Genomic DNA, 24,711 nt, shown 5'->3' with positions numbered 1-24,711 from the left:
TATGGGCTCAGGCGGCCAGCAACGACTTCAGCTTGATGGCCTGAGAACCGAGCGCTTCCGGCGCCGGCTGCGCCCGCTTGGCGATTAGCATTTCGGCCAGCCTGATGTCGCGGGCGACCGCGTTGCCGGGGCCGATGCCGCTGGCCGCCACCAGCCTGCCGTCCTCGGCGAGGTGGAAGAGGATGAAGGCGCCGTCGCCGAGATCGCGGCGCACGATGCTGCGCCCTTCGTCGGCGAGTCCGGCAATCTGAAGGCTCAGGCCATACTGATCCGACCAGAACCACGGCACCGCCGCATGCGCCTCGCCGGCGCCCAGCATGTTTCTGGCCGCCAGCGCGCCCTGCTCCTGGGCGTTGCGCCAGGCTTCCAGCCGCACCCGGCGGCCGCCATAGACGGCGAGCGGGAACGAGCAGCAATCGCCGGCGGCAAAGATATCGGGATCGCCGGTGCGCAGCTCGGCGTCGACAGCGATGCCGTTGTCGATCACCAGGCCGGCTTCGGCCGCAAGCCCGGTCACCGGCACGGCGCCGATGCCGATGATGGCGAGATCGGCAACGATCTCTCGTCCGCCGGCAAGCGTCACGCGCACCTCGTTGCCGTCGTCGGCGATGGAAGCAATGCCGTCGCAGCACAGGATATCGACGCCCTCGGCGACATGCGCATCATGGATGATTTCAGCGATCTCGGCCGGCACGCCGCGCATCAGGATGCGCGGCTGCGCCTCGATGACGGTGACCGCCGCGCCGAGCTTGCGGGCAGCGGCCGCGAGCTCAAGACCGATGAAGCCGCCGCCGACGATAGCGACACGCCTGCCAGCGCGCAGATGGGCGCGAATGGCCAGCGCATCGGCGAAGGTGCGGAGATAGACGCAGCGGCGACCTAATCCCGGCATCGGCAGTTTGCGCGGCGTCGAGCCGGTTGCCAGCAAGAGCTTGTCGTAAGGCAGGACCGAGCCGTCCGACAGGCGCACTTTATGCGCCTCGCGATCGATCGCCACGGCTTGGACGGAGTGGATATGCCGGATCGATTTCTCGGCCAGCACCTCGTCGCTGGCAATCGCCCTGATTTCAGGCGCGTCGCTGACCATCGCGTCCTTGGACAGCGGCGGGCGTTCATAGGGCGGATGCGGTTCATCACCGACCAGCGTCACCGGCCCCTCATAACCGAGATCGCGCAGCGCCAATGCTGCCCGGCCACCGCATTCGCCGGCCCCAACGATGACCATTCCGCGCGCCATCGCCATCATCCGATCTGAACCAGGACTTTGCCGGCGTCGACTTTGACCGGATAGGTCCTGAGGTTGACGCAGACCGGCGCGCCGCGGGCGTCACCCGTCTTGTAGTTGAAGCGGCCATTGTGCTTGGGGCATTCGATGATGTCATCCATCACCAGCCCGTCGGCCAGATGCACCTTTTCATGCGTGCAAAGGCCGTCGGTGGCAAAGTATTCGTCGTCCGGGCTGCGATAGATGGCGAAGGTGCGGCCACCATGATCGAAGCGCATCACGTCCTCTTCGTCGATATCGCCGGCGGCGCAGGCCGCAACCCAGTCGCTCATTCAGTCCTCTCCTGGAAATCGGATAGTCAGATCATTCCGCCGCGGCGGCGACGGCATCGTCGTGGAATTCCTGGCGGTATGGCCTGGCGGTCGGCGGCAGTTCGCGCTTGAGGAAATAGTCCTCGTTGCGCAGCTGGCGCAGGAAGGCAGGAATCATCTCGCGGTAGCCGGCCAGGATCGACGGGGTCGGCGCCGGCAGGTCGTGCTTGATCAGTTCATGCAGCTTCGGCAGCGCATGATAGGGCACCATCGGAAACATGTGATGCTCGATATGGTAGTTCATGTTCCAGTAGATGAAACGGCTGATCGGGTTCATGTAGACGGTGCGGCTGTTGAGCCGGTGATCGGTAACGTTGTCGGCCAGCCCGCCGTGCTGCAGCAGACCGACCATGACGTGATGCCAGGCGCCATAGAGCCTGGGCAGGCCGACCAGCATCAAGGGCAGGAACGAGCCCGTGTAGAGCGCCAGCGCGATCGTCGCGGCATAGATCGCCGTCCAGATGCGGGCAATGCGGATCGCCTTTGGCTGCTCCTGCTCGGGAATGAAGGTCTTTTCCGCCGCACTGATGTTGCCGGCGGCATTGCGCAGCATGTCGCTCATCGCATGCCAGGCGTCGAGCACGCCGACAAAGCCGAGGACGGCGCGAGCCAGATCCGGCGGCCGCATGACGGATATTTCCGGGTCACGGCCGACGATGATGGTGTCGGTGTGATGACGCGCGTGGCTCCAGCGCCAGGTCACCGGATTGCGCATGATCATGAAGCAGGCGACCTGATAGACCGCATCATTCATCCACTGCGTCCGGAACGCCGTGCCGTGGCCGCATTCGTGCCAGCGTGAATCGGTGGAAGAGCCATAGAGGACGCCGTAGACGAAGAAGAACGGCACGCACCACCAGGTACCCCAGAACCAGGCGCCGCCGGCACCACTGATGAACAGCGCGGCGAGCCAGATCAGCGTATCGCGGATCGCCGGCCCGTCGGAGCGCTGCATCAGCTCCTTCATCTGCTTGCGCGGAATCTCCGTGTGATACCATTCGGCCGCCGACAGGCCTGTCTCGACGGCAAGCTTAGCGTCGCGGCCGATCAGGCTGTAGTCACGCCGGGACGGCATTGTGGGCATGGTTGCCTCCCCATGGCAAAGCACCCGCCAAGACGAATGCCTATCTCCATTAGCTTCAGGCGTGAAAATAGCGCCGACGCATGATAGACTCAACATCACAAAGATAGTTTCTATCATTTCCTATCAGAACGATGTAGGAAGGCTGTTGAACAATTCCATGAGGCAAGCATGGCGAAACGGCCGACCATCACTGATCTGGCGCGCATCTCCGGCGTCAGTGTCGCCACGGTGGACCGCGTACTCAACAGCCGGTTGCCGGTGCGCGAGGAAACGGCGCGTCGCGTCTACGAGGCGGCGACCGAGATCGGCTACCACGCCGCTGGCCTGATCAAGCAGCGCATGCGTCATGAGTTGCCCGAGTATCGGCTCGGCTTCCTGCTGCTCAGGGGCAATTATGTCTTCTACAGCGAGTTTGCACGCGAGCTTGAACTCGCCGTGTCGCGATCGCAGCGCTTTCGCGGAGTCGCCACCATCGATTTCGCGGACTCGCTGGCGCCCGACGAAATCGTCGAGCGCGCGCGCAAGCTGGCGGCCAAATGCAGGGCCGTCGCCCTGGTCGGACCGGATCACCCCACCTTGACCGTCGCGGTCGAGGAGATGAAGGCGAAAGGACTGCCGGTGTTTTCCCTGCTGTCCGATTTTGCCGCCGGCATTCGCGAGGGCTATGTCGGCCTCGATAACCGCAAGGTCGGCCGCACCGCGGCATGGATGATCTCGAAGGCCGCCAGGCGGCCGGGCAAGGTCGCCCTGTTCGTCGGCAGCCACCGCTTCCACGGCCATGAACTGCGCGAGATCGGCTTTCGTTCCTTCTTTCGCGAGCAGGCACCGGAATTCACCTTGCTTGAAACGCTGGTCAACCTGGAAGCCAACCAGATCACGCATGACACCATCATCGAGCTTCTGGGCCGCCACCCCGACCTCGCCGGCCTCTATGTTGCCGGCGGCGGCATGGAGGGCGCGGTCGCGGCGCTCCGGCAGGCAAGGCCGGCCGAGATGCCCGCGGTCATCTGCAACGAGATCACAGCGGTATCGCGTTCCGCCCTGGCGGATAACATCCTGACCATGGTCATATCCACGCCACTTGCAGCGCTTTGCCGGGAACTAGTCGACCTCATGGCACATGCCATCGAGACGGGCGCCGCGAACGCACCGGGCCAGACCTTCCTGCCGTTCGACATCTATCTGCCCGAGAATATCTAGGGGTCTCGATCTTCGAGATGGGCTGAGACGCCTGCCGCTTCGTCTTTCAAACGGAGCAGCAGCGAAGCGACGTCGCGAGAACATCGCCGATCGTCGGTGTCCGGCTTGGCGGCAAGCACCCGTCACCCGAAAATCGCGCATCCGGTTCTGGAATCGCCCTTGACGCCTTGGCGTAAAATGGAATAAATATTTCACTAGCAGTATATTTTGGTTCTTTCGTTCCGGTAACATCGATTTCAAACAGAGGGTTCGACGTTCCAGCAAATTGGAAGGCGTCACCCGGGACGGAAATGGCAATCGGGAGAGATTCCCCGGGATATCGGGGATTCCGGATAGATCGGTGCAGCCGGACACCAAGAGTGGAGGAGAGATACAATGAAGAAACTGCTTTTGGGCGTCGCTTTCGCGGCGCTGATGAGTTCATCCGCCATGGCCGCCAAGATCGGCGTATCGATGGCCAAGTTCGACGACAACTTCCTGACCGTGCTGCGCAATGGGATGATCGCGCAGGCCAAGGGCATGAGCGGCGTCGAGCTGCAGGTCGAGGACGCGCAGAACGACGTTGCCAAGCAGCTTGACCAGATCAAGAACTTCGCCGCTTCGGGGGTCGATGCGATCATCGTCAACCCGGTCGACACCTCGGCTACGCAGGCGATGTCCGATGCCGCGGCCGCCGCCAAGATTCCGCTGGTCTATGTCAATCGCGAGCCGGTCAACGTGGACACGCTGCCGGACAACCAGGCATTCGTTGCCTCGAACGAGGCCGATTCCGGCACGCTCGAGACCAAGGAAGTCTGCCGCCTGTTCAAGGAAGCCGGCAAGAAGGAAGCCAACGTCTATGTGATCATGGGCGAGCTGTCGAACCAGGCCGCCGTGCAGCGCACCAAGGACATCGAAGAAGTGATCGCCACGCCGGATTGCAGCTTCATCAAGATCATCGACAAGCAGACGTCGAACTGGAACCGCGACGAAGCCCAGAACCTGATGACCAACTGGCTGTCGACCGGCAAGCCGTTCGATGGCGTGATCGCCAACAATGACGAAAGCGCCATCGGCGCCATCCAGGCGATGAAGGCCGCCAACGTCGACATGAAGTCGGTCGTCGTCGGCGGTGTCGATGCCACCCAGGACGCGCTTGCCGCCATGCAGGCGGGCGACCTCGACGCAACCGTGTTCCAGGACGCGGCCGGCCAGGGCGCGGGTGCTCTCGATGCAGCGCTCAAGCTGGCCAAGGGCGAGAAGGTCGAGCACAAGGTCTACGTCCCCTTCCAGCTGGTGACCCCTGCGAACATCGACAAGTTCCTGAAGAAGAACTGAGCAGCGGGCATACGGAGCGGCGCTCTCACAGCGCCGCTCTTCTTCCCTCGACGCCAGCAAGGCAAGGAGGGGCGACCACGGCTGACGGAGGATAGACGATTTGGCACAGACATCTCACGGCGTCGGAGGACTCAGCTACGATGCGAAGAAGCGCGCCTGGCCGGCCGAGTTCAACGTTTTCCTGGCGCTTGTCATCCTCATTGTCGTCTTCGAACTGATCGGCCGAATCTTTCTCGGCGACAGCTTCCTGTTCAACACCCGCAGCGATGTCTCAGGGATCTTCAACGAGGCGCGCCTGCAGATCATCATCCTGCAAGTGTCGATCGTCGGCATCATCGCCATCGGCGTGACGCAAGTGATCATTTGCGGTGGCATCGACCTGTCCTCGGGCTCCATCGTCGGCGCGACCGCGATGATCGCCATGAGTTTCGCCCAGGTGGCGACGGTAAACGGCAACCCCAACCCCAAGGCGATGTTCCTGGCGCAAGGCTGGACCGACCTGCCTGTCATCGTGCCGGTGCTGGTGGCGATCGGTTGCGGGCTGCTCGCCGGCCTGGTCAACGGCTCGTTGATCGCCTACACGCGCATCCCGCCGTTCATCGCCACGCTCGGCATGATGGTCACCGCGCGCGGCATCGCCAAATGGTGGTCCAAGGGGCAGCCGATCTCATTTCCCACCGACAGTTTCGCCGCGATCGGCAAGGGCCTGATGCCCGTCATCATCTTCCTGTCGCTGGCCGTGCTGTTCCAGCTGATCATGACCTACACCAGGTATGGCAAGCACTGTTATGCGATCGGCTCCAACGAGGACGCCGCGCGCATGTCCGGCATCAAGATCGCCAACCACAAGATCCTCGTCTACGTCATTGCCGGCGTGCTTGCCGCGCTCGCCGCCGTGGTGCTGAGCTCCAAGAACCTTACCGCCCAGTCCGGCATGGGCGTGATGTACGAACTCGACGCGATCGCCATGGCGGTCATCGGCGGCGTTTCGCTGTCGGGCGGCCGCGGCTCGATCATCGGCACGGTGATCGGCTCGCTGATCTTCGGCGTCATCATCTCCGGCTTCACCTTCCTGCGCCTCGACGCCTACTACCAGGAGATGGTCAAGGGCGTGATCATCGTCGGTGCGGTCGTACTCGACCAATGGCGCCAACGCCTGCGGGCATTGAGGGCTTGACCATGTCAGACATCGTCCTGAAGACCGAAAACCTGACCAAGCGCTATGGCGGCGTGCATGCGCTGGAAGGCGCGAACTTCGAGCTGCGCAAGGGCGAACATGTCGCCATCATGGGCGACAATGGCGCCGGCAAGTCGACCTTCGTGCGCCAGATCACCGCCGTCGAACAACGCACCAGCGGCCAGATCTGGTTCGACGGCAAGGAAGTGAATTTTGCCGGCCCGATCGAGGCGCGCACGGCGGGCATCGAGACCGTGTTCCAGAACCTGGCGCTGGCCGACGATCTCGACGTGCCGTCGAACCTGTTCCTCGGCCGCGAAAAGGTGCTGTTCAATCTCGGGCCGTTCTCGATCCTCGACCGCAAGTACATGCGCAAGGCGACCGAAGCGGCACTGATCCGCACGGCGGTGAAGATCCCCAATCTGTCCAACACCATCCGCCACATGTCGGGCGGCCAGCGCCAGTGCGTGGCGATCGCCAGGACCGCGACCTTCGCCTCCAAGCTGATCATCATGGACGAGCCGACGGCGGCACTCGGCGTGCAGGAAACGGCACAGGTCGAAAACATCATCCGCACGCTGAAGGACAATGGCGAGCCGCTGATCCTGATCAGCCACAACATGCGCCAGGTGTTCGACCTCTGCGACCGCATCGTCGTCTTCCGCCGCGGCCGCATCGTCGCCAATCTGCGCAAGCAAGACACCGACGGGCAGGATGTCGTCTCCTACATCACCGGCGCCAAGACCGGAGAGGCGGAACTCGCGGCCTAGGCCGGGCGCGGAGGCGGTGGTCATCGCCTCCCTGTCGATGTCGTCTTGACCGGAAAATCACCCGCGCCCATGACCGGCGCCGACAGTTTCGAACCATCCTCAAAGGACATTCCATGACTCTCCGCTTCGCCCTCCTCGGTGCCGGCCGCATCGGCAAGGTCCACGCCCGCGCCGTCGGCTCCAACCCGCAGGCCAAACTGGTCGCCGTTGCCGATGCGTTCGAGAAGGCGGCAAAGGAACTGGCAACGGCCTATGGCGCCGAAGTGCGTACGATCGACGCCATCGAGAAATCCGAGGACATCGACGCCGTCGTCATCTGCACGCCGACCGACACCCATGCCGATTTGATCGAGCGCTTCGCCAAGGCCGGCAAGGCGATCTTCTGCGAGAAGCCGATCGACCTCAACGTCAAGCGCGTCGAGAAGTGCCTGGCCGTGGTCGAGAAGACCAAGGCAACGCTGATGGTCGGCTTCAACCGCCGCTTCGATCCGCACTTCGCCGCCGTGCGCAAGGCGATCGACGACGGCGCCATCGGCACCGTCGAGATGGTCACCATCACCTCGCGCGATCCGGGCGCGCCGCCGATCGACTACATCAAGCGCTCGGGCGGCATCTTCCGCGACATGACCATCCATGACTTCGACATGGCGCGCTTCCTGCTCGGCGAGGAACCGGTGGCGGTCAGCGCGCATGCCTCGGTGCTGGTCGACAAGAAGATTGGCGCGGCCGGCGATTTCGACAGTGTCAGTGTCATCCTGGAAACCGCTTCCGGCAAGCAGGCCATCATCTCCAACTCGCGCCGCGCCACCTATGGCTACGACCAGCGCATCGAGGTGCATGGTTCCAAAGGCATGATCGCGGCCGAGAACCAGCGGCCGGTGTCGATCGAACTGGCCAACGAGAAGGGCTATACGCGCCCGCCGCTGCACGACTTCTTCATGACGCGCTATCTCGACGCCTATGCCAATGAGATCGCCGCCTTCATCACCGCGGCGACCTCGGGCAAGAAGGCGGCGCCAAGCGGCGCCGACGGGCTCGTGGCGCTGAAACTGGCTGACGCTGCGCTGAAATCAGCCACATCGGGCAAGACCGTCCGCCTCGACACGGCAAAGTAAGAACCGGTATCCGGACCCAAAGCACAGGAGCAGAGCGATGAACGGTTCCGCCGGTCGCAATTCAGAAACGCACGCCATCGTCACCGGCGGCGCGCAAGGCATCGGCTTCGCCGTCGCCGAGGCCCTGGCCGACGAGGGCTGCCGGGCGCTGGCGCTTGTGGGGCGCTCGCAGGAGAAGGGCGACAAGGCCGCTGCCGCCCTCAAGAAGTCAGGCGTCGATGCGATCTTCATCGGCGCCGACGTCGCCAAGGTGGCCGATTGCAAGCGCGCCGTCGCAACCGCGATCTCGCATTTCGGCACCGTCAATGCGCTGGTCAATGCCGCCGCCACGTCGGCGCGTGGTTCGCTGGTCGAAACCTCCGAGGACGTCTTCGACCAGATTTTCAACACCAATGTGCGCGGCCCCTTCTTCCTCATGCAAGGGCTTGTGGCGCATCTGTTGGAGCGCAAGGCGCCGGGTTCGATCGTCAACGTGCTGTCGATGTCGGCGCATGCCGGCCAGTCGTTCCTCGCACCCTATTCGTCGAGCAAGGGTGCGCTGATGACGCTGACCAAGAATGTCGCAAGTGCCTACCGGCGCAATCGCATCCGCTGCAACGCCGTGCTGCCCGGCTGGATGGACACAGAGGGCGAGGACATCGTGCAGAAGAAATGGCACGGCGCGACCGACGACTGGCTGGAAAAGGCCGAGGCCGCGCAGCCGATGGGCCAGTTGGTGAAGCCGGCGCAGCTTGCCCGGCTGATCACCTACATGATCAGCCCGCAGGCCGGCGTCATGACCGGGTCGCTCGTCGACTACGACCAGAATATTGCCGGGGTGGTCGGTGAGTAGGGCGTGACAAACGCTTCGGCTTCGACTATATGAACCGCATGATCAACCTGACCGCCACGTATTGGTACTTTAGGAGCTCGCTGGCGGCGGGAGGATTGCGCTCGATCTGAAGATTGCAGCATCAAGATCCGACAAGCCGCCAGACCTGGCGGCTTTTTTGTTTCAGCCGGCAGGTCTCCTAACAGGAGCAGAAAGCCGTGTTGACCACCACAGATGATCTTCGGGTCAAGGAAATCAGGGAATTGAGTACGCCGGACCAGGTGATGCGGGAGATACCGCGCACGCTGACGGCGACGCGCACCGTCAGCGCGTCACGCAACGCGATCCACGCTATTTTGAACGGTACCGACGATCGGCTGCTCGTCGTCGTTGGGCCTTGTTCGATCCACGATCCGGTCGCCGCCGTTGACTATGCCAGCCGTCTGGCGGCGCTGCGCGAGAGCCTGGCGGATCGACTGGAAATCGTGATGCGCGTCTATTTCGAAAAGCCGCGCACGACGGTCGGCTGGAAAGGCCTGATCAACGATCCCGACCTGGACGGCAGCTTCAACATCGACAAGGGGCTCAGGATGGCGCGCAACGTGCTCTCCGCCGTCAACAATCTCGGCCTGCCGGCGGCGACCGAGTTCCTCGACATGACCACCCCGCAATACATTGCCGACCTCGTCGCCTGGGGCGCGATCGGCGCGCGCACGACCGAGAGCCAGATCCACCGCGAACTTGCATCCGGCCTGTCCTGCCCGGTCGGCTTCAAGAACGGCACCGACGGCAATCTGCGGATCGCCGCCGAAGCGGTGAAATCCGCCGCCCAGCCGCATCATTTCATGGCGGTGACCAAGGGCGGGCGCAGTGGCATCGCGACCACCACCGGCAACGAGGACTGTCACGTCATCCTGCGCGGCGGCGTTCAGCCCAACTATGATGCGGCGAGCGTCGAGGCCGCCAGCGTGGAACTCGGCCGCATCGGCGTCGCACCCCGTTTGATGGTCGACGTCAGCCACGCCAACTCAAGCAAGAAGCCCGAGAACCAGCCAAAGGTGGCGGCCGATGTCGCGGGCCAGGTCGGGGCGGGCGACGAACGCATCATCGGCGTCATGATCGAGAGCAATCTCGTCGCCGGCCGGCAGGACGTCGTGCCCGGCAAGCCGCTCGTCTATGGCCAGAGCATCACCGACGGCTGCATCGACTGGGCGACCACCGAGACGGTGCTGCACGGCCTTGCCGGCGCCGTCGAGTGGCGCCGGTCGGCGCGCCGCGCCATGATGGAGAGCCGTCAGGGAGCCGCCTGAGAAAGGCACATCGGCAACACCTTCTCCCCTTGTGGGAGAAGGTGGATCGGCGCGCAGCGCCGAGACGGATGAGGGGTGCTGGAAGAAACGCTGCGTTAAAATATAGAATGATTTTAAATGTTTAAGACTTCCAAGTAGCGATCTGTCCAGCACCCCTCATCCGACCGAGCTTCGCTCGGCCACCTTCTCCCACAAGGGGAGAAGGGGAAGCCAACGGCGGCCCTTACCGCACATCAACCCAGCGCTTTTCCTGGAACGAGCGCGCCATTGCGTGCACCGTGCGCTCGATCTCGAGCCCTTCGGCGAACTCGATCAGCCGCGCCGGCCTGCCGGCAAGGCGCGTCAGCAATTCATGACACTCGATGATCTTGAGATCGTTGAAGCCGAGGCCATGGCCAGGTGCCGGCAGGAAGGCCTCATACGGCTTGTGGTGCGGCGCCACCAGGATGGTGCGGTAGCCCTGCTCGGTCGGGCGATCGGCGGTGAGATAGAGCTGGAACTCGTTCATCCGCTCCTGGTCGAACAGGATCGATCCCTTCGAGCCGAAGATCTGGATGGCGATGCGCCCCTTGCGGCCCCAGGCGGAGCGGTTGACCAGCAGCGTGCCGGCAATGCCGTTTTCCAGATGCATCAAGACGCTCGCGATATCATAGGTCTCGACAGCGCGGCGCCCGCCGGCCGCCAGCTTGCGGTCGGCATAAGGCTTGGCCATGTCGCAGATGACGCTGGCGACGCGACCGAACAGCGCCGAGACCAGCGACAGCGGATGCACGGCGAAATCGTCTAGCGCGCCATAGCCGGAGGTGGCCTCGTGCTTCCAGAAGAACAGCGCCTCCGGATCGGCCATGAAATCCTCATCCATCTCGATGCGCAGATGGTTGACCTCGCCGATGATCTTCTCGTCGAGCAGCGCGCCGATGTGACGGATGGCCGGGCTCTGGATGTAGTTGTAGCCGAGGGCCGCGACCTTGCCGGATTTTTTCGCCGCCGCCGCCATGGCCTCGGCTTCGGTGAAGCTTGGCGCCATCGGCTTTTCGCACCACAGATGCTTGCCGGCTTCGAGGATGGCGATGGCCATTTCCGGATGGAACTGGTTGGGCGTGGTCAAGGAAATGACGTCGACTTCCGGGTCGTTGACGACGGCGCGCCAATCGCCAGACGCCTTGGCAAAGCCGAACTCGCCCGCCTTGCGCCTGGCGAGTTCCTCATTCACCTCGCCGAGATGGACGAGCCGTGGCTTGGCCACGTCGGGAAAAACGGCGCCCACGGCACTCCATGCGATGGCATGGCACTTGCCCATGAAACCCGTGCCTATGAGACCGACGCCGACCATTTTCCGTTTTCTCCACTGCCTGAAGCGTTCGATGGATGAATTAGTCCATTTTCCCCAGGAATGGAATGTCTGCCTCATTTTTTATGGCGTTCTTGCGCAGGCTCGCTATGATGAGGCAGAGAGGGCATCCACAGATGAGCTTGGACAGGGCGACGATGGACGAACGGGTACCTCGCGACTTCGAGACGCTGCGCGCCACCATCCTGGACCGGCGTGAAAGCCTGCCGAAACGCATCGCCCAGATCGCCGCCTATGCGCTCGACAATCCCGACGACATCGCTTTCGGCACCGCCGCCAGCATTGCCGCCTCGGCCGGCGTGCAGCCGTCGACCTTGATCCGCTTTGCCCAGCAGCTTGGCTTCGACGGTTTTACCAGCCTGCAGCAGGTGTTTCGCGAGCGGCTGCGCGAGCGCAACTCGTCCTATGACGAAAGGTTGCTGGCCCTGCGCGCCAAGGCCGAAGGCGGCGCCGGCCACCGCGCGATCTTCGACGGCTTCGTCGCCGCCGCCAGCACGTCGCTCAACGACATTTCACGCACGCTGGACGAGACGCATCTGGAAGACGCGATCTCCCTCCTGGCAAAGGCCGAGACGATCTACGTGCTGGCCAAGCGCCGCTCCTATCCGGTGGCGACCTACATCGCCTATGCGCTGGGCAAGTTGAAGATCCGCAACCAGCTGATCGAATCGGCGGCTGGTCTCAATGCCGAGATGATCGCCTTCGCCACGCCGGCGGATGCCGTCATCGCCATCTCCTTCTCGCCCTATGCGCCCGCGACCATCGAGGAAGCGCGGGCCATTTCCGAGCGGGGCGTGCCGATCGTCGCCATCACCGACAGCTCGTTTTCGCCACTCGCCCAGTTCGCCAGGGTCTGGTTCGAGGTGGCCGAGGCGGATTTCGCCGGCTTCCGCTCGCTGTCGGCGACGATGGCGCTGGCCATGGCGCTGACCGTTGGCGTCGGCGAGAAACGGCGCGACTCGGGTCGCAAGCGCAAGGCCTGAACAGGCCCTTTTTCTTGTTTGACCATGGTCTTTTCCGAAAACCGGCAGCCACTTTCCGGGATCATGGTCAGGCAATTTTAAACCGGGGAATGCTCATTCCATATTGACTATGGATTGGAATTATTATTTCATATTCCCGGCGCCACGCTGCCGCTCGCGCGTGTACCCCAAGACAACAAGGCCGACGGGAGGTTCCAATGAGCGAAGCCGTGGAAGCGAAACATACGCCGCTCGACGTCATCACCATCGGCCGTGCTTCCGTCGACCTCTACGGCCAGCAGATCGGCTCGCGGCTCGAGGACATTACCTCCTTCGCCAAGTCTGTCGGCGGCTGCCCAGCCAACATTTCGGTCGGCACAGCCAGGCTCGGCCTGCGCTCGGCGCTGCTCACCCGCGTCGGCGACGAGCAGATGGGCCGCTTCATCCGCGAGCAGCTGACGCGTGAAGGGGTCAATGTCGACGGGCTGAAGACCGACAAGGAGCGGCTGACCGCGCTGGTGCTGCTATCGGTCGAGGATGAAGGTGTCTCGCCGATGATCTTCTACCGCAGCGACTGCGCCGACATGGCGCTGGCGCCTGAAGATATCGACGAAGCCTTCATTGCCTCGGCCCGCTCGATTGTCGTCACCGGCACGCATTTTTCCCGCCCCAACAGCGACGCCGCCCAGCGCAAGGCGATCCGCATCATCAAGGCCAAGGGCGGCAAGGTGGTGTTCGACATCGACTATCGGCCCAATCTGTGGGGCCTGGCCGGCCATGCCGAAGGGTTCGAGCGCTATGTCAAGTCGGACCGCGTCTCGGCCCAGCTGAAGACGGTGCTGCCCGATTGCGACCTCATCGTCGGCACCGAGGAAGAGATCATGATCGCGTCGGGCGCCGACGACTGCCTGAGCGCGCTGAAGACGATCCGCTCGCTGTCCTCGGCCACCATCGTCCTCAAGCGCGGCGCCATGGGCTGCATCGTCTATGACGGCCCGATCAGCGACGATCTCGAGGACGGTGTCGTCGGCAAGGGTTTCCCGATCGAGATCTACAATGTGCTGGGCGCCGGCGACGCCTTCATGTCCGGCTTCCTGCGCGGCTGGCTGGGTGGCGAAGACCATGCGACGGCGGCGACCTGGGCCAATGCCTGCGGCGCCTTCGCCGTGTCGCGGCTGCTCTGCGCGCCGGAGTATCCGACCTTCGAGGAACTGCAGTTCTTCCTCAAGAACGGCAGCAAGCATCTGGCCTTGCGCAAGGACGAGGCGATCAACCACATCCATTGGGCAACGACGCGCCGGCGCGACATTCCCTCGCTGATGGCGCTCGCCTGTGATCACCGCGTGCAGTTGGAGGACGTGGCGGCGAAAGCCGGCGCCGACCCGGCGCGCATCCGCGATTTCAAGGTGCTGGCCGTCAAGGCAGCGGCAAAGGTCGCCGCCGGTCGCGACGGCTACGGCATGCTGATCGACGAGAAACATGGCCGCAAGGCGATGTTCGAATTCGCGCATCATCCCTTCAGCTGGCTTGGCCGGCCGGTGGAACTGCCGGGATCGCGGCCGTTGCGCTTCGAATTCTCGCAGGACATCGGCTCGCAGTTGGTCGAATGGCCGGTCGATCACTGCATCAAGTGCCTGTGCTTCTATCATCCCGACGATCCGGCGGCGCTGAAGGAAGAGCAGCAGCAGAAGCTGCGCTCGCTGTTCGAGGCAGCGCGGAAAGTGGGCAGGGAACTTCTCATCGAGATCATTGCCGGCAAGCACGGCAGGCTCGACGACACGACCATCCCGCGCGCGCTGGAGGAACTCTATGCGCTCGGCATCAAGCCCGACTGGTGGAAGCTCGAGCCGCAGGCATCGGCCGGCGCCTGGGCCAAGATCGAAGCGGTGATCCTGAAACACGATCCCTGGTGCCGCGGCGTCGTGCTGCTTGGGCTGGAAGCACCACAGGACGAGCTGGAAGCTGCCTTCGCCGCCACCGCCAAGGCGCCCATCGTCAAGGGGTTTGCCGTCGGCCGCACGATCTTCGTTCACGCGGCCGAACAATGGCTCGCCGGCAAGATGTCGGATGACGAGGCAGTGGCCGACATGGCGTCGCGTTTCGAACAGCTGACCGAAGCGTGGCTTGCCGCGCGCGGCCGCAAGGCAGCATAAGAAGGCGCGGCATAAGGACTGCGGAGGAGAACACCATGAGCAAGACAATCCGCCTGACGATGGCGCAGGCGCTGACCCGCTTTCTCAGCAGGCAGATGACCGAGATCGACGGCAGACGAGTGCCGATCTTCGGCGGTGTCTGGGCGATCTTCGGCCACGGCAATGTCGCCGGCATCGGCGAGGCGCTCTATCAGGTCCGCGACGAGTTGCCGACTTTCCGCGCCCACAACGAACAGGCGATGGCGCATGCGGCGATTGCTTACGGCAAGGCCAATTTCCGCCGCCGCTTCATGGCGGCGACCTCTTCGATCGGTCCGGGCGCGCTCAACATGGTGACCGCGGCGGCACTCGCCCATGTCAACCGGCTGCCGGTGCTGTTTCTCCCCGGCGATGTCTTCGCCAACCGCATCCCGGACCCGGTCCTGCAGCAGGCGGAGGATTTCTCCGACGGCACGGCGACGGTCAACGACTGCTTCCGTCCGGTTTCGCGCTATTTCGACCGCATCACGCGGCCGGAACAGATCATTCCCGCGCTCAACCGTGCCTTGGCTGTGCTGACCGATCCGGCCGATTGCGGTCCGGTGACGCTGTCGCTGTGCCAGGACGTGCAGGCCGAGGCCTATGACTATCCCGAGAGCTTCTTTGCCGAGCGGGTCTGGCACCAACGCCGGCCGCGGTCGGACCGCCACGAACTTGCCGCCGCTGTGGCGGCGCTCAGGGGCGCGAAGAAGCCGCTGATCATCGCGGGCGGCGGTGTGCTTTATTCGCAAGCCTCGGACGAACTGGCGAAGTTCGCCGAGACCGCCGGCATTCCGGTCTGCGAGACGCAAGGCGGCAAATCCTCGTTGCCGGACGATCATCCGCTCAACATGGCGGCGGTCGGCGTCACCGGCACTTCGGCCGCCAACCGGCTGGCCGAGGGCGCCGATGTCGTGCTGGCCATCGGCACGCGGCTGCAGGATTTCACCACCGGCTCATGGGCGCTGTTCAAGAGTTCCGGCAAGACCATCATCGGCTTGAACGTGCAGCCCTTCGACGCTGGCAAGCACCGGGCGCTGCCGCTGGTCGCCGACGCGGCCGAAGGGTTGACCGAACTGGGTGCTGCGCTAAAGGGCTGGAAGGCCCCTTCCGCCTGGACCGACAATGCGGACACCGGCAAGAAGGCCTGGCAGGCCGAAGCCGCCAAGGTGACGGCCTCGACCAATGCCGCCTACCCGTCCGACGCACAGGTGATCGGTGCCGTGCAACGCGCCATGGGCTCCGGCGTGACGCTGCTGAATGCCGCGGGCGGCCTGCCGGGCGAACTGCACAAGCTTTGGCAGGCGGGCGCGCCCGGCTCCTACCACGCCGAATACGGCTTCTCGACCATGGGCTACGAAATCGCCGGCGGGCTCGGCACCAAGATGGCGAAGCCCGACGAGGAGGTCGTCGTCATGATCGGCGACGGCTCCTATCTGATGCTGAATTCCGAGATTGCCACGTCGGTGATGCTCGGTTTGAAGCTGACCGTCGTGCTGCTCGACAACAGGGGCTATGGCTGCATCAACCGGCTGCAGATGGCGACCGGCGGCGCTAATTTCAACAATCTCTTGAAGGATGCGCGGCATGAAGTTCTGCCCGACATCGATTTCGCCGCGCACGCAGCGAGCATGGGGGCAATCGCCGAGAAAGTGCCGTCGATAGCGGGGCTCGAAAACGCACTGCAAAAGGCCAAGAAGAACGACCGCACCACCGTGCTGGTCATCGACACCGACCCGCTGATTTCCACCGAGGCCGGTGGCCATTGGTGGGACGTGGCGGTGCCCGAGGTCTCGGCACGCAGCGAGGTGAACGCGGCGCGCAAGGCGTATGATGAAAAGCGGCAGATGCAGAGCGTTGGTGATTGATCTCGGCGCGGCCCCTCACCCTTACCCTCTCCCCGTGAAGGACGGGGAGAAGGGGTCGCGAACGTTGACGCTTGTCCCTTTTCCCCGTCCTTACGGGGAGAAGGTGCCGGCAGGCGGATGAGGGGCGGCGCCGACGAAAAGATGAACTGTTCTAAAATGGAGTGACGACTTGAAAGCCAGACTGGGCATGTCCCCCATCGCGTGGTGGAACGACGATCTTGCGGAACTCAGCGATGACGTCTCGCTGGAGGAGTGCCTGCGCCAGTCGCGTTCGGCCGGTTTCACCGGCATGGAAATGGGCCGGCGTTTTCCCAAGGACCCCGATGTCATGCTGCCGATCCTGAAGGCAGCCGACGTGACGCTGTGCGGCGGCTGGTTCTCGGGCACGCTGGTCGATGAGGACATGGCCAGGAACAAGGACCGCATCCAGCCGATGATCGACCTGTTCCGGGCGGTGAATGCGCCTTGCATCGTCTATGGCGAGGTCGGCCGCTCGATCCAGGGCGACCGCTCGAAGCCGCTTGCCACCAAGCCGAAGCTGTCGGACGACGAGATGAAGGCCTATGCGAAGCGCCTCACCGAGTTTGGCGAATGGTGCGCCGAGCAAGGCATGCCGCTGTCCTATCACCATCACATGGCGGCAGTGGTCGAGACCGAGCCGGAGCTCGACGCCTTCATGCGCTATTCCGGAGCCGGCATTCCGCTGTTGCTCGATGCGGGACATCTGGCCTTTGCCGGCGGCGACGTTCTGCGCGCCATCGACAACCACCACAAGCGCATCAACCATGTGCATGTGAAGGATGTGCGCATGGGCGTGATCGACAGGCTCGACCGCACGAAGCAGTCTTTCCTCGATGCCGTGGCGCTCGGCGCCTTCACGGTGCCGGGCGACGGCTCGCTGGATTTCGGCGCAATCGTGCAACGGTTCGCGGACCATGGCTACGAAGGCTGGTTCGTGGTTGAGGCCGAGCAGGACCCGAAGAAGAACCCGCCGCTCAAGATGGCGCAGGTCGGCCACAAGGAGCTGATGCGGGTGATGACGGCTGCCGGCTATACGGTTGAAACGCAGGGTTTCCCCAATGCCTGATGCGATGGTTCCCTGCGAAGCAGGTTGCTGTAGATTGGCCCGATGAAAGATTCCGAACACCCGTTCTTCCGCCCGCTGTGGCGGCGCGTGGCCGTCGTCGCTGTCTGCGTCATCTGGTCAATCATCGAGTTCGCCACCGGCACGCCGTTCTGGGGCATCATCGCGCTCGGCTTCGCCGGCTACGGCATCTGGCAGTTCTTCTATCTCTACAAGCCGGCCGACGAGAACAAGGCAGCGGCCGAGCCCGAACCGAAGGAGTAACCCGGATGTCGAAGCTGCTGGTGAAGGCCGACAAGGGCCATGGCCGCGTCGCCCATGTGACGCCGGAAAACGCCGGTTGGACCTATGTCGGTTTCGACCTGCATCGGCTGAAGCCCGGCGAGACAGCGTCCGGAAAAACGGATGATCGCGAAGTCTGCCTGGTGTTCGTCACCGGCAAGGGCAATGCGAAAGCCGGCGGCAAGGATCTCGGCTTGCTTGGCCAACGCATGTCGCCCTTCGAGGGCAAGCCTTGGTCGGTCTATGTGCCCGAGGGATCGAACTGGTCGGTGACCGCCGACGCCGAACTGGAACTCGCCGTGTGCTCGGCGCCAGGATTGGGCGGTGGCCTGCCGGTTCGCGTCATCGCACCGGACGATCTCGGCCAGGAGGTGCGCGGCAAGGGCACCAACACGCGCTACGTCACCAACATCCTGCCGGAAGGCAAGCCGGCCGACTCGCTGCTGGTGGTCGAGGTCATCACGCCCGGCGGCCACACGTCGAGCTACCCGCCGCACAAGCACGACCAGGACAATCTGCCTGCCGAGTCCTATCTCGAGGAAACCTATTATCACCGCCTCAACCCGCCGCAGGGCTTTGCCTTCCAGCGCGTCTATACCGACGCCGACAAGGATGGCCATCGCGCTCTGGACGAAGCGATGGCGATCGAGGACGGCGATGTGGTGCTGGTGCCCAGGGGTTATCATCCCTGCGCCGCCTGCCATGGCTACGACCTTTACTATCTCAACGTCATGGCCGGGCCGAAGCGGACGTGGAAATTCCACAACGCGCCCGAGCACGAATGGCTGATGAAGGCCTGATCGGCCATTGCTTCAGGACCTGATGACTGGTCCAGCACGAAAAAATCGTCGGCTAATGACCCGGCCGCACCGTTTTGTTACCTGAAAGCCAGCAAGGCTTCGTCAATCCGTCATGGAAATCACCTATGGCAGCGGAGCTGACGAGGACTTCCTATGCGCTACGCGATCTATTTCACCCCCCGGCAGGACGAGAAGCTGGCGCGGATCGCCGCCGACTGGCTGGGCCGCGACCCGTTCGGAGCCGCGACAAGGCCGGTTGAGGCGGTGGCCGACCTTTCGGCGGCCGAAGTCGCCTTCCATACCGCTTCGGCGCGCCGCTACGGCTTTCACGCGACGCTGAAAGCGCCCTTCCGCCTGGCCGCCAACGAGACGGAAGCCTCGCTGCGCGCCGCGCTCGACGCTTTTGCCGAAGCGACGCCGGTGGTGACGATCCCGCGCCTTGTCGTCAGCCAGATCGACGGCTTCTTCGCGCTGGTGCCGGAAGCGCCGCTGCCGGCGCTCAACCGGTTCGCCGATGACGTGGTGCGCGACTTCGACCGTTTTCGCGCGCCGCTGACCGAAGCCGAGATCGAACGGCGCAGCCCCGATTCGCTGAAGCCGGGCGAATTCCGCAATCTCTGCCAATGGGGCTATCCCTATGTCTTCGAAACCTTTCGCTTCCACATGACGCTGTCCGGCCGGGCGGCGTCACAGGAAAGCCCTCGTCTTCGCCTAGCCATCGACAGCTTGTTCGCGGAGGTTCTACAACAGCCGGTCCTGGTCGACGCGCTGACGCTGTTTGTAGAAACCGAACCGGGCGCGCCGTTCATGGTGCTCTCCCATCACGCGCTCGGACGCCGTCAGGCCAGAAAAACCGCCTGAACAAACCGCTGCGTGAACAACCAAGGACTGCCTGAAATGACCGCCGAGACTGTTCTCCACAATGCCCGCATCGTGCTTGCCGACGAGATCGTCGAGGGTTCTCTGGTGCTGCGTGACGGCTTTATCACCGGCATCGATGCCGGCGCCGGCCGCAGCGGCGAGGACATGGGCGGCGACTATGTCATTCCGGGTCTGGTCGAACTCCACACCGACCATCTCGAAGGCCATTACGCGCCGCGGCCAAAGGTGCGCTGGAACCCGATCGCCGCCGTGCTCGCGCATGACGCACAGGTAGCGACCGCCGGCATCACCACCGTGCTCGATGCCTTGCGCGTCGGCATGGATGAGGACGCCGACCTGACGTCGACCGACATCCGCAAGCTGGCCGACGCGATCGAGGACAGCGTGCACCAGGATCGGCTGCGCGCCGACCATTTCATCCATCTGCGCTGCGAGGTTTCGGCACCGGATTGCCTCAAGGCATTCGCCAATTTCGATGGCGACGAGCGGGTCAAGCTGGCATCGCTGATGGACCATGCGCCCGGCCAGCGCCAGTTCGTCAATCTCGAAACCTATGCCTACTACTACCAGCGCAAGCTGAAGCTCACCGACCGCGATTTCAAAGTGTTCTGCGAAAAGCGGATGGCGGAATCGGCGCGGAATTCGGCGCCGAACCGGGCGGTGATCGCCGCCGCCTGCCGTGAGCGCGGCATCGTACTCGCAAGCCATGACGACGCCACCATTGGCCATGTCGACGAAGCGATCGAGCAAGGTGTGCGCGTCGCCGAGTTCCCCACCACGGAGGAAGCCGCAAGGGCCTCGAAAGAGGCCGGGCTCGGCGTGCTGATGGGCGCGCCCAACGTCATGCGCGGCGCCTCCCATTCGGGCAATGTCTCGGCTCGTACGCTGGCCGGGGACGGCCTGCTCGATATCTTGTCGTCCGACTACATTCCCTTCAGCCTGATCCAGTCCGCCTTCTTCCTTGGCGATGTCGTCGAGGGCATTACCTTGCCGCAGGCGGTCGCCATGGTGTCCAAGAACCCTGCCGAAGCTGTTGGCCTGACCGACCGCGGCGTGATCGAACAAGGCCGGCGCGCCGACCTGGTGCGCGTACGCGTCGACGACCATGTTCCGGTGGTGCGCACGGTCTGGCGGCAGGGGCGCCGGGTTGCATGATGGTGTCGGCATTGATCGAGCGTGAACTGTCCGCCGAAACGTTTCCGATTCGTGACGGCGTCTTCGTCGCCGTTGTGGGCCCGAGCGGCGCCGGCAAGGACACGGTGATCGGCTACGCCCGCGCCCGCTTCGCCGAGGAGACCCGGCTGGAGTTCGTCCGCCGCGTCATCACCAGGCCGAGCGATGCCGCAAGCGAGGATCACGACACGCTGGCCGAGGCCGCCTTCGTCGAAGCCGAAGCCGATGGCGCCTTTGCCGTCTCCTGGGAGGCGCATGGCTTGCGCTATGGCATCCCGGCCGACGTCGACTGGTCGGTCGCCAATGGCCATGTTGCCGTCGCCAACGTGTCGCGCGCGATCATCCCGGTGTTGCGAGAGCGTTATGCCAATCTGGCGATCGTCGAGATCACCGCCTCGCCGGAGGTGCTGGCCGAGCGGTTGGCGATGCGCGGCCGCGAGTCACGCGGCGAAGTGCTGGCGCGGCTGGCGCGCAGCGCCAATGTGACCTTGTCCGGGCCAGGCGTCACCTCGATCGACAACAGCGGTCCGCGCGAAACGGCTGGCGAGCGCTTCGCCGAGCTGCTGCGCAAGGCGATGGCCTTTTCCAACATGTCGGGTCTGATCTAGAGCAGTTCACCGTTTCACGGAAACGGCAAACCGCTCTAACTCTTTGTTTTGACGCAATTCCGGACGGAAAACCGTTTCACACTTTTCCTGGAATTGCTCTAGGTCGCACAAGCTCACGCAACGGGGTCTTGGCTTCGCTCCACGCGACGCCCACTGCGACTTGAAGGAATCCACGGAATGCCGGCTATCTCAAGCGTCGTTTCGCTACCGGAATGACGCGCAAGATCGAAAAGCCGCTGGTCATGTCGGCTGCGTAGAGTTGCTGCCTCTAGCCCTTGAACGCTGGCAGCGTCAGGCCCTTGACGCCGACGTCGAGCGCGAACAGCCCGCCCGGATTCTTCTGGCGGACGAAGTGACTGGCCGGACGCCGGAGCACGGCCGAGGTGACATAGAGGATGTCGAGGTCCTTGCCGCCGAATTCGCAGCAGGTCGGCAGGTCGGTCGGCAGCTGCACGGTCTGCATCAGCTCGCCGTCCGGATCGTAGCGACTGACCTTGCCGGTCACCGGGATGGTCACCCAGTAGCAGCCTTCCGCATCGACGGTGGCGCCGTCGGCGACGCCGCCGGTCACCGTCATGTCGATGAAGGTGCGGCGGTTTTCGATATCGCCGGTGGCGGCATCGAAATCATAGGCCCATACCGCGCCGGCATGGCTGTCGGAGAAATACATGGTTTTCGAATCCGGGCTCCAGGCCAACCCGTTGGAGCAGCCGATGCCGTCGATCATCTTATGGACCGAAAGGTCTGGATCGAGCCGGTAGAGCGCGCCGATGAATTCGATCGGCTGGCCCGGCACCTCGAACATCGAGCCCGACCAGAAGCGGCCCTGGCGGTCCGGCTTGCCGTCGTTGAAGCGGGTTTTCGGCATATGCGCTTCCGGGTCGACGATCGCCTCGAACCTGCCGGTTGCCGGGTCGAAGAAATGGAAGCCGTTTGTCATGGTCAGCACCAGGCCGCCCTTCTCGCGCAGGCCAAGGCAGCCGAGATATTCCGGCGTCTCGAAGACCACGTCCCTGCCGGTCGATGGATCGTAGCGATGGATCAGCTTCTTCCAGATGTCGATCCACCACAACACGCCGGCCTTCGGGTCCCAGAGCGTGCCTTCGCCGAGCTCGGCCCTGGCATCGACGACACAGGTGATTTCGACCATGGTCAGCCCTCCTTTCTGCGCATCTTGCCGCCGAGACCGGCGAAGGTCTCGCTGCCGATCGACACGGTGAGCAGGATCACCGCGCCATAGACGATGAGCAGCGCACCGCTCGACAGGTTCAGCGCCGGCAGCAGGCCGGTGAGGATGGTGAGCACCATGGCGCCGGCGACGGTGCCCAGATAGTGGCCGCTGCCGCCGAGGATCGAGGCGCCGCCGATGGCAACCGCCGCGATCGAGGTGAACAGATAGGCGTCGCCCATGCCGAGATAGGCCTGGCCGGAATAGCCGGTCAGAAGCATGCCGGCGAAGGCGGCGGTGAGGCCGGAAATCACATAGGTCAGGATGGTGGTGCGCGCCGTCGGCACGCCGGAGAATTCGGCGACGGTGGCGCTGGTGCCGAGCGCATAAAGGTGACGACCGAACGCTGCCTTGGAGAGCAGCAGCGTCGCCACCAGCGTCAGCGCGAGCCAGATCAGTGCGATCACCGGGAAGGCGCCGATGCGACCTACCGAAAGATATTGGATCAAGGCCGGCGCAGAGGGCGTCGGCGAGCCGCCGGTCAGCACCAGGATCAGCCCTTGCAGGATGACGTTGGTGGCCAGCGTCATGATGATTGGCGGCACGCCGAACTGGGCGACGCCGACGCCGTTGATCAGCCCGATGAAGGCTCCGCCGGCGAGCAGCAGCGGCATGACCCAGACCAGCGGCAGGTCCTGCCCGCCGCACAGCAGCGCCATGACAATCGCCGCCGAATTGAGCACCCATGGCACCGACAGGTCAATGCCGCCGCCGATGATGACGAAGGTCTGGCCGAGCGCGACGATGCCGGCGAAGGCGGCCAGCACGACGGTCGAGCGCATGTTGGAGACCGACAGGAAGCCCGGCGAGAACAGCGCCGTGACCAGGAGCAGCACGACCATGCCGGCATAGGCAAGCACGATGAGCCGGTTGCGGGCGAGGAAGGCGCTCATTGGACACGGCCCCTTGCGGCTTTCTCGGCGACGGAACTGGCCAGCACCGAGAGCAGCAGGATGACGCCGGAAGCCACCGGCTGCCAGTAGCTCGACACATGCAGGACGAAGACCAGATTGCCGATCAGGGTGAGCACGAAGGCGCCGATCAGCGTGCCGGCAAGATGGCCGCGGCCGCCGAACAGGCTGACGCCGCCGATGACCGCCGCCGCCACCGAAGGCAGGATGTAGTCCTTGCCGATGGTCGGCGAGCCGGCGCCGGTCTGCGTCGTCAGAAACAGTGCTGCCCCCGCCGCGAACAGGCCGGAGAGGCCATAGGTGATGACGTTGACACCAGTGATCGATACGCCCGACAGGAACGCCGACTTTTCGTTGGAGCCTGTCGCCTGGATGGTGATGCCGACGCGGGTGGCGCGGAACCACCACCAGAACAGCAGCAGGGCAAGCAGCATCCACACCGGACTGGTCAGGCCGAACAGTTGCGCGTAGCCGAAGCTGACCCACCAGCCTGGCACACTGCCGCCATCGGTCGGCAGGATGATCATGGCGACGCCGTTGAGGATCGACCATGTGGCGAGCGTCACCAGGAAGGGCTGCAGCTTGAGCAGCGAGATCAGCAGACCATTGAGCGCGCCGATCAGGAAGCCGAGCGCGAGGATGGCCAGAGCCCAAAGTGCCACGGTCGACGGATCATCGGTAAACCGCGTTGCCGCGATCACCGTGCCGAGGCTGATCATGCCGCCGATCGACAGATCAATGCCGCCGCGCACCAGCACGATGGTCTGGCCGGTCGCCGCCAGCATCAGCGTCAACGCCGCCGCCGTATCGAGGTTCAGCTCATCCAGCGAAAAGACGCCGGACTGCAGGCTGCCGTAGATGGCGACGATCAAGGCCAGCATCAGGCACGCGACGAGGAACGGCGCGCGGTCGAGCGCGCGGCCGCGCCAGTCGATGCCCGGCTTGGCGGATTTCATTTCGGCGGGCCTTTGCGCCATCTCGACAGGTTGCTCCGCGATCGCCATCACCATG

General features: G+C 64.0%; 23 protein-coding genes. 16 read left to right on the top strand and 7 right to left on the bottom strand.

What is annotated here, in order from left to right; genetic code table 11:
* Positions 1 to 7: 7 nt before the first annotated feature.
* The 3 genes from BLS48_RS26165 to BLS48_RS26155 are packed head-to-tail and all read right to left on the bottom strand — an operon-like array spanning position 8 to position 2,680.
* Positions 8 to 1,246: an NAD(P)/FAD-dependent oxidoreductase gene (locus BLS48_RS26165; protein WP_167365253.1), complete on the bottom strand. Its 1,239-nt coding sequence runs from the start codon at positions 1,244 to 1,246 to the stop codon at positions 8 to 10.
* On the bottom strand, positions 1,243 to 1,557 hold the full coding sequence (locus tag BLS48_RS26160; protein WP_091584154.1) for a MocE family 2Fe-2S type ferredoxin: 315 nt from the start codon (positions 1,555 to 1,557) through the stop codon (positions 1,243 to 1,245). The genes BLS48_RS26165 and BLS48_RS26160 overlap by 4 nt, the downstream gene beginning before the upstream one ends.
* Positions 1,558 to 1,588: 31 nt before the next feature.
* Entirely contained in the window at positions 1,589 to 2,680 is a 1,092-nt protein-coding gene (locus BLS48_RS26155; RefSeq protein ID WP_091584151.1) for a fatty acid desaturase family protein, read from the bottom strand.
* Positions 2,681 to 2,848: 168 nt separating this feature from the next.
* On the opposite strand from BLS48_RS26155, the gene BLS48_RS26150 reads away from it, so the two are divergent.
* From BLS48_RS26150 to BLS48_RS26120, 7 genes are all read left to right on the top strand, one after another.
* Positions 2,849 to 3,880, top strand: coding sequence for a LacI family DNA-binding transcriptional regulator (locus BLS48_RS26150; RefSeq protein ID WP_091584147.1), 1,032 nt, complete (start codon positions 2,849 to 2,851; stop codon positions 3,878 to 3,880).
* A 375-nt stretch (positions 3,881 to 4,255) separates the two neighbouring features.
* The gene (locus tag BLS48_RS26145) at positions 4,256 to 5,197 is read left to right on the top strand and encodes a sugar ABC transporter substrate-binding protein (RefSeq protein ID WP_091584145.1); all 942 of its coding nucleotides are present in this window, start codon (positions 4,256 to 4,258) and stop codon (positions 5,195 to 5,197) included.
* 100 nt (positions 5,198 to 5,297) lie between these two features.
* Positions 5,298 to 6,374, top strand: coding sequence for an ABC transporter permease (locus BLS48_RS26140; RefSeq protein ID WP_091584142.1), 1,077 nt, complete (start codon positions 5,298 to 5,300; stop codon positions 6,372 to 6,374).
* 2 nt (positions 6,375 to 6,376) lie between these two features.
* The gene (locus tag BLS48_RS26135) at positions 6,377 to 7,144 is read left to right on the top strand and encodes an ATP-binding cassette domain-containing protein (RefSeq protein ID WP_091584139.1); all 768 of its coding nucleotides are present in this window, start codon (positions 6,377 to 6,379) and stop codon (positions 7,142 to 7,144) included.
* A 113-nt stretch (positions 7,145 to 7,257) separates the two neighbouring features.
* Positions 7,258 to 8,259 (top strand): inositol 2-dehydrogenase, encoded by a 1,002-nt coding sequence (gene iolG / locus BLS48_RS26130; protein ID WP_091584137.1) that lies wholly within the window; start codon positions 7,258 to 7,260, stop codon positions 8,257 to 8,259.
* Between the two features lie 37 nt (positions 8,260 to 8,296).
* Complete coding sequence (locus tag BLS48_RS26125) at positions 8,297 to 9,091, top strand: SDR family oxidoreductase (RefSeq protein ID WP_091584134.1); 795 nt, start codon at positions 8,297 to 8,299, stop codon at positions 9,089 to 9,091.
* A gap of 197 nt (positions 9,092 to 9,288) precedes the next feature.
* Positions 9,289 to 10,380, top strand: a complete 1,092-nt coding sequence (locus BLS48_RS26120) for a 3-deoxy-7-phosphoheptulonate synthase (RefSeq protein WP_091584132.1) — start codon at positions 9,289 to 9,291, stop codon at positions 10,378 to 10,380.
* Between the two features lie 223 nt (positions 10,381 to 10,603).
* On the opposite strand, the gene BLS48_RS26115 is transcribed toward BLS48_RS26120, so the two are convergent.
* Positions 10,604 to 11,713, bottom strand: coding sequence for a Gfo/Idh/MocA family protein (locus BLS48_RS26115; RefSeq protein ID WP_091584129.1), 1,110 nt, complete (start codon positions 11,711 to 11,713; stop codon positions 10,604 to 10,606).
* Positions 11,714 to 11,868: 155 nt separating this feature from the next.
* Here BLS48_RS26115 and BLS48_RS26110 point away from each other — a divergent pair, with 155 nt between their 5' ends.
* From BLS48_RS26110 to phnN, 9 genes are all read left to right on the top strand, one after another.
* Positions 11,869 to 12,714: a MurR/RpiR family transcriptional regulator gene (locus tag BLS48_RS26110; protein ID WP_167365256.1), complete on the top strand. Its 846-nt coding sequence runs from the start codon at positions 11,869 to 11,871 to the stop codon at positions 12,712 to 12,714.
* A gap of 197 nt (positions 12,715 to 12,911) precedes the next feature.
* Positions 12,912 to 14,846, top strand: coding sequence for a bifunctional 5-dehydro-2-deoxygluconokinase/5-dehydro-2-deoxyphosphogluconate aldolase (locus BLS48_RS26105; protein WP_091584124.1), 1,935 nt, complete (start codon positions 12,912 to 12,914; stop codon positions 14,844 to 14,846).
* 35 nt (positions 14,847 to 14,881) lie between these two features.
* Entirely contained in the window at positions 14,882 to 16,732 is a 1,851-nt protein-coding gene (gene iolD, locus BLS48_RS26100; RefSeq protein WP_091584121.1) for a 3D-(3,5/4)-trihydroxycyclohexane-1,2-dione acylhydrolase (decyclizing), read from the top strand.
* Positions 16,733 to 16,901: 169 nt separating this feature from the next.
* On the top strand, positions 16,902 to 17,819 hold the full coding sequence (gene iolE, locus BLS48_RS26095; RefSeq protein ID WP_091584119.1) for a myo-inosose-2 dehydratase: 918 nt from the start codon (positions 16,902 to 16,904) through the stop codon (positions 17,817 to 17,819).
* A 42-nt stretch (positions 17,820 to 17,861) separates the two neighbouring features.
* Positions 17,862 to 18,080, top strand: coding sequence for a hypothetical protein (locus BLS48_RS26090; protein WP_091584116.1), 219 nt, complete (start codon positions 17,862 to 17,864; stop codon positions 18,078 to 18,080).
* Between the two features lie 5 nt (positions 18,081 to 18,085).
* Complete coding sequence (gene iolB / locus BLS48_RS26085) at positions 18,086 to 18,898, top strand: 5-deoxy-glucuronate isomerase (RefSeq protein WP_091584114.1); 813 nt, start codon at positions 18,086 to 18,088, stop codon at positions 18,896 to 18,898.
* Between the two features lie 153 nt (positions 18,899 to 19,051).
* On the top strand, positions 19,052 to 19,759 hold the full coding sequence (locus BLS48_RS26080; protein WP_091584112.1) for a DUF1045 domain-containing protein: 708 nt from the start codon (positions 19,052 to 19,054) through the stop codon (positions 19,757 to 19,759).
* 36 nt (positions 19,760 to 19,795) lie between these two features.
* Positions 19,796 to 20,935 (top strand): alpha-D-ribose 1-methylphosphonate 5-triphosphate diphosphatase, encoded by a 1,140-nt coding sequence (locus tag BLS48_RS26075; RefSeq protein ID WP_091584110.1) that lies wholly within the window; start codon positions 19,796 to 19,798, stop codon positions 20,933 to 20,935.
* Positions 20,932 to 21,561, top strand: a complete 630-nt coding sequence (phnN, locus tag BLS48_RS26070) for a phosphonate metabolism protein/1,5-bisphosphokinase (PRPP-forming) PhnN (protein ID WP_167365252.1) — start codon at positions 20,932 to 20,934, stop codon at positions 21,559 to 21,561. Before BLS48_RS26075 ends, phnN begins: the two co-directional genes overlap by 4 nt.
* 268 nt (positions 21,562 to 21,829) lie before the next feature.
* On the opposite strand, the gene BLS48_RS26065 is transcribed toward phnN, so the two are convergent.
* The 3 genes from BLS48_RS26065 to BLS48_RS26055 are packed head-to-tail and all read right to left on the bottom strand — an operon-like array spanning position 21,830 to position 24,710.
* Positions 21,830 to 22,711 carry an SMP-30/gluconolactonase/LRE family protein gene (locus BLS48_RS26065; RefSeq protein ID WP_091584107.1) on the bottom strand — a complete coding sequence of 294 codons (882 nt, stop codon included), beginning with the start codon at positions 22,709 to 22,711 and terminating at the stop codon, positions 21,830 to 21,832.
* Between the two features lie 2 nt (positions 22,712 to 22,713).
* A complete protein-coding gene (locus BLS48_RS26060) occupies positions 22,714 to 23,682 on the bottom strand; it encodes an ABC transporter permease (protein ID WP_091584104.1) in 969 nt (322 codons plus the stop codon).
* Complete coding sequence (locus tag BLS48_RS26055; RefSeq protein ID WP_091584101.1) at positions 23,679 to 24,710, bottom strand: ABC transporter permease; 1,032 nt, start codon at positions 24,708 to 24,710, stop codon at positions 23,679 to 23,681. Before BLS48_RS26055 ends, BLS48_RS26060 begins: the two co-directional genes overlap by 4 nt.
* Position 24,711: the final 1 nt, after the last annotated feature.

Origin of the sequence: Mesorhizobium qingshengii, from assembly GCF_900103325.1 — a bacterium.
Lineage (GTDB): Bacteria > Pseudomonadota > Alphaproteobacteria > Rhizobiales > Rhizobiaceae > Mesorhizobium > Mesorhizobium qingshengii.
The sequence above is the reverse complement of the archived record's forward strand: the minus strand, read 5'-3'. Positions and strand labels throughout refer to the sequence as shown.

Bases quoted from the DNA above. Each gene is read 5' to 3' on its own strand.
- BLS48_RS26165 (WP_167365253.1), bottom strand. From the start codon at position 1,246: ATGATGGCGATGGCGCGCGGAATGGTCATCGTTGGGGCCGGCGAATGC.
- BLS48_RS26160 (WP_091584154.1), bottom strand. From the start codon at position 1,557: ATGAGCGACTGGGTTGCGGCCTGCGCCGCCGGCGATATCGACGAAGAG.
- BLS48_RS26155 (WP_091584151.1), bottom strand. From the start codon at position 2,680: ATGCCCACAATGCCGTCCCGGCGTGACTACAGCCTGATCGGCCGCGAC.
- BLS48_RS26150 (WP_091584147.1), top strand. From the start codon at position 2,849: ATGGCGAAACGGCCGACCATCACTGATCTGGCGCGCATCTCCGGCGTC.
- BLS48_RS26145 (WP_091584145.1), top strand. From the start codon at position 4,256: ATGAAGAAACTGCTTTTGGGCGTCGCTTTCGCGGCGCTGATGAGTTCA.
- BLS48_RS26135 (WP_091584139.1), top strand. From the start codon at position 6,377: ATGTCAGACATCGTCCTGAAGACCGAAAACCTGACCAAGCGCTATGGC.
- iolG (WP_091584137.1), top strand. From the start codon at position 7,258: ATGACTCTCCGCTTCGCCCTCCTCGGTGCCGGCCGCATCGGCAAGGTC.
- BLS48_RS26125 (WP_091584134.1), top strand. From the start codon at position 8,297: ATGAACGGTTCCGCCGGTCGCAATTCAGAAACGCACGCCATCGTCACC.
- BLS48_RS26115 (WP_091584129.1), bottom strand. From the start codon at position 11,713: ATGGTCGGCGTCGGTCTCATAGGCACGGGTTTCATGGGCAAGTGCCAT.
- BLS48_RS26110 (WP_167365256.1), top strand. From the start codon at position 11,869: ATGGACGAACGGGTACCTCGCGACTTCGAGACGCTGCGCGCCACCATC.
- BLS48_RS26105 (WP_091584124.1), top strand. From the start codon at position 12,912: ATGAGCGAAGCCGTGGAAGCGAAACATACGCCGCTCGACGTCATCACC.
- iolD (WP_091584121.1), top strand. From the start codon at position 14,882: ATGAGCAAGACAATCCGCCTGACGATGGCGCAGGCGCTGACCCGCTTT.
- BLS48_RS26090 (WP_091584116.1), top strand. From the start codon at position 17,862: ATGAAAGATTCCGAACACCCGTTCTTCCGCCCGCTGTGGCGGCGCGTG.
- iolB (WP_091584114.1), top strand. From the start codon at position 18,086: ATGTCGAAGCTGCTGGTGAAGGCCGACAAGGGCCATGGCCGCGTCGCC.
- BLS48_RS26080 (WP_091584112.1), top strand. From the start codon at position 19,052: ATGCGCTACGCGATCTATTTCACCCCCCGGCAGGACGAGAAGCTGGCG.
- BLS48_RS26075 (WP_091584110.1), top strand. From the start codon at position 19,796: ATGACCGCCGAGACTGTTCTCCACAATGCCCGCATCGTGCTTGCCGAC.
- phnN (WP_167365252.1), top strand. From the start codon at position 20,932: ATGATGGTGTCGGCATTGATCGAGCGTGAACTGTCCGCCGAAACGTTT.
- BLS48_RS26065 (WP_091584107.1), bottom strand. From the start codon at position 22,711: ATGGTCGAAATCACCTGTGTCGTCGATGCCAGGGCCGAGCTCGGCGAA.
- BLS48_RS26060 (WP_091584104.1), bottom strand. From the start codon at position 23,682: ATGAGCGCCTTCCTCGCCCGCAACCGGCTCATCGTGCTTGCCTATGCC.
- BLS48_RS26055 (WP_091584101.1), bottom strand. From the start codon at position 24,710: ATGGTGATGGCGATCGCGGAGCAACCTGTCGAGATGGCGCAAAGGCCC.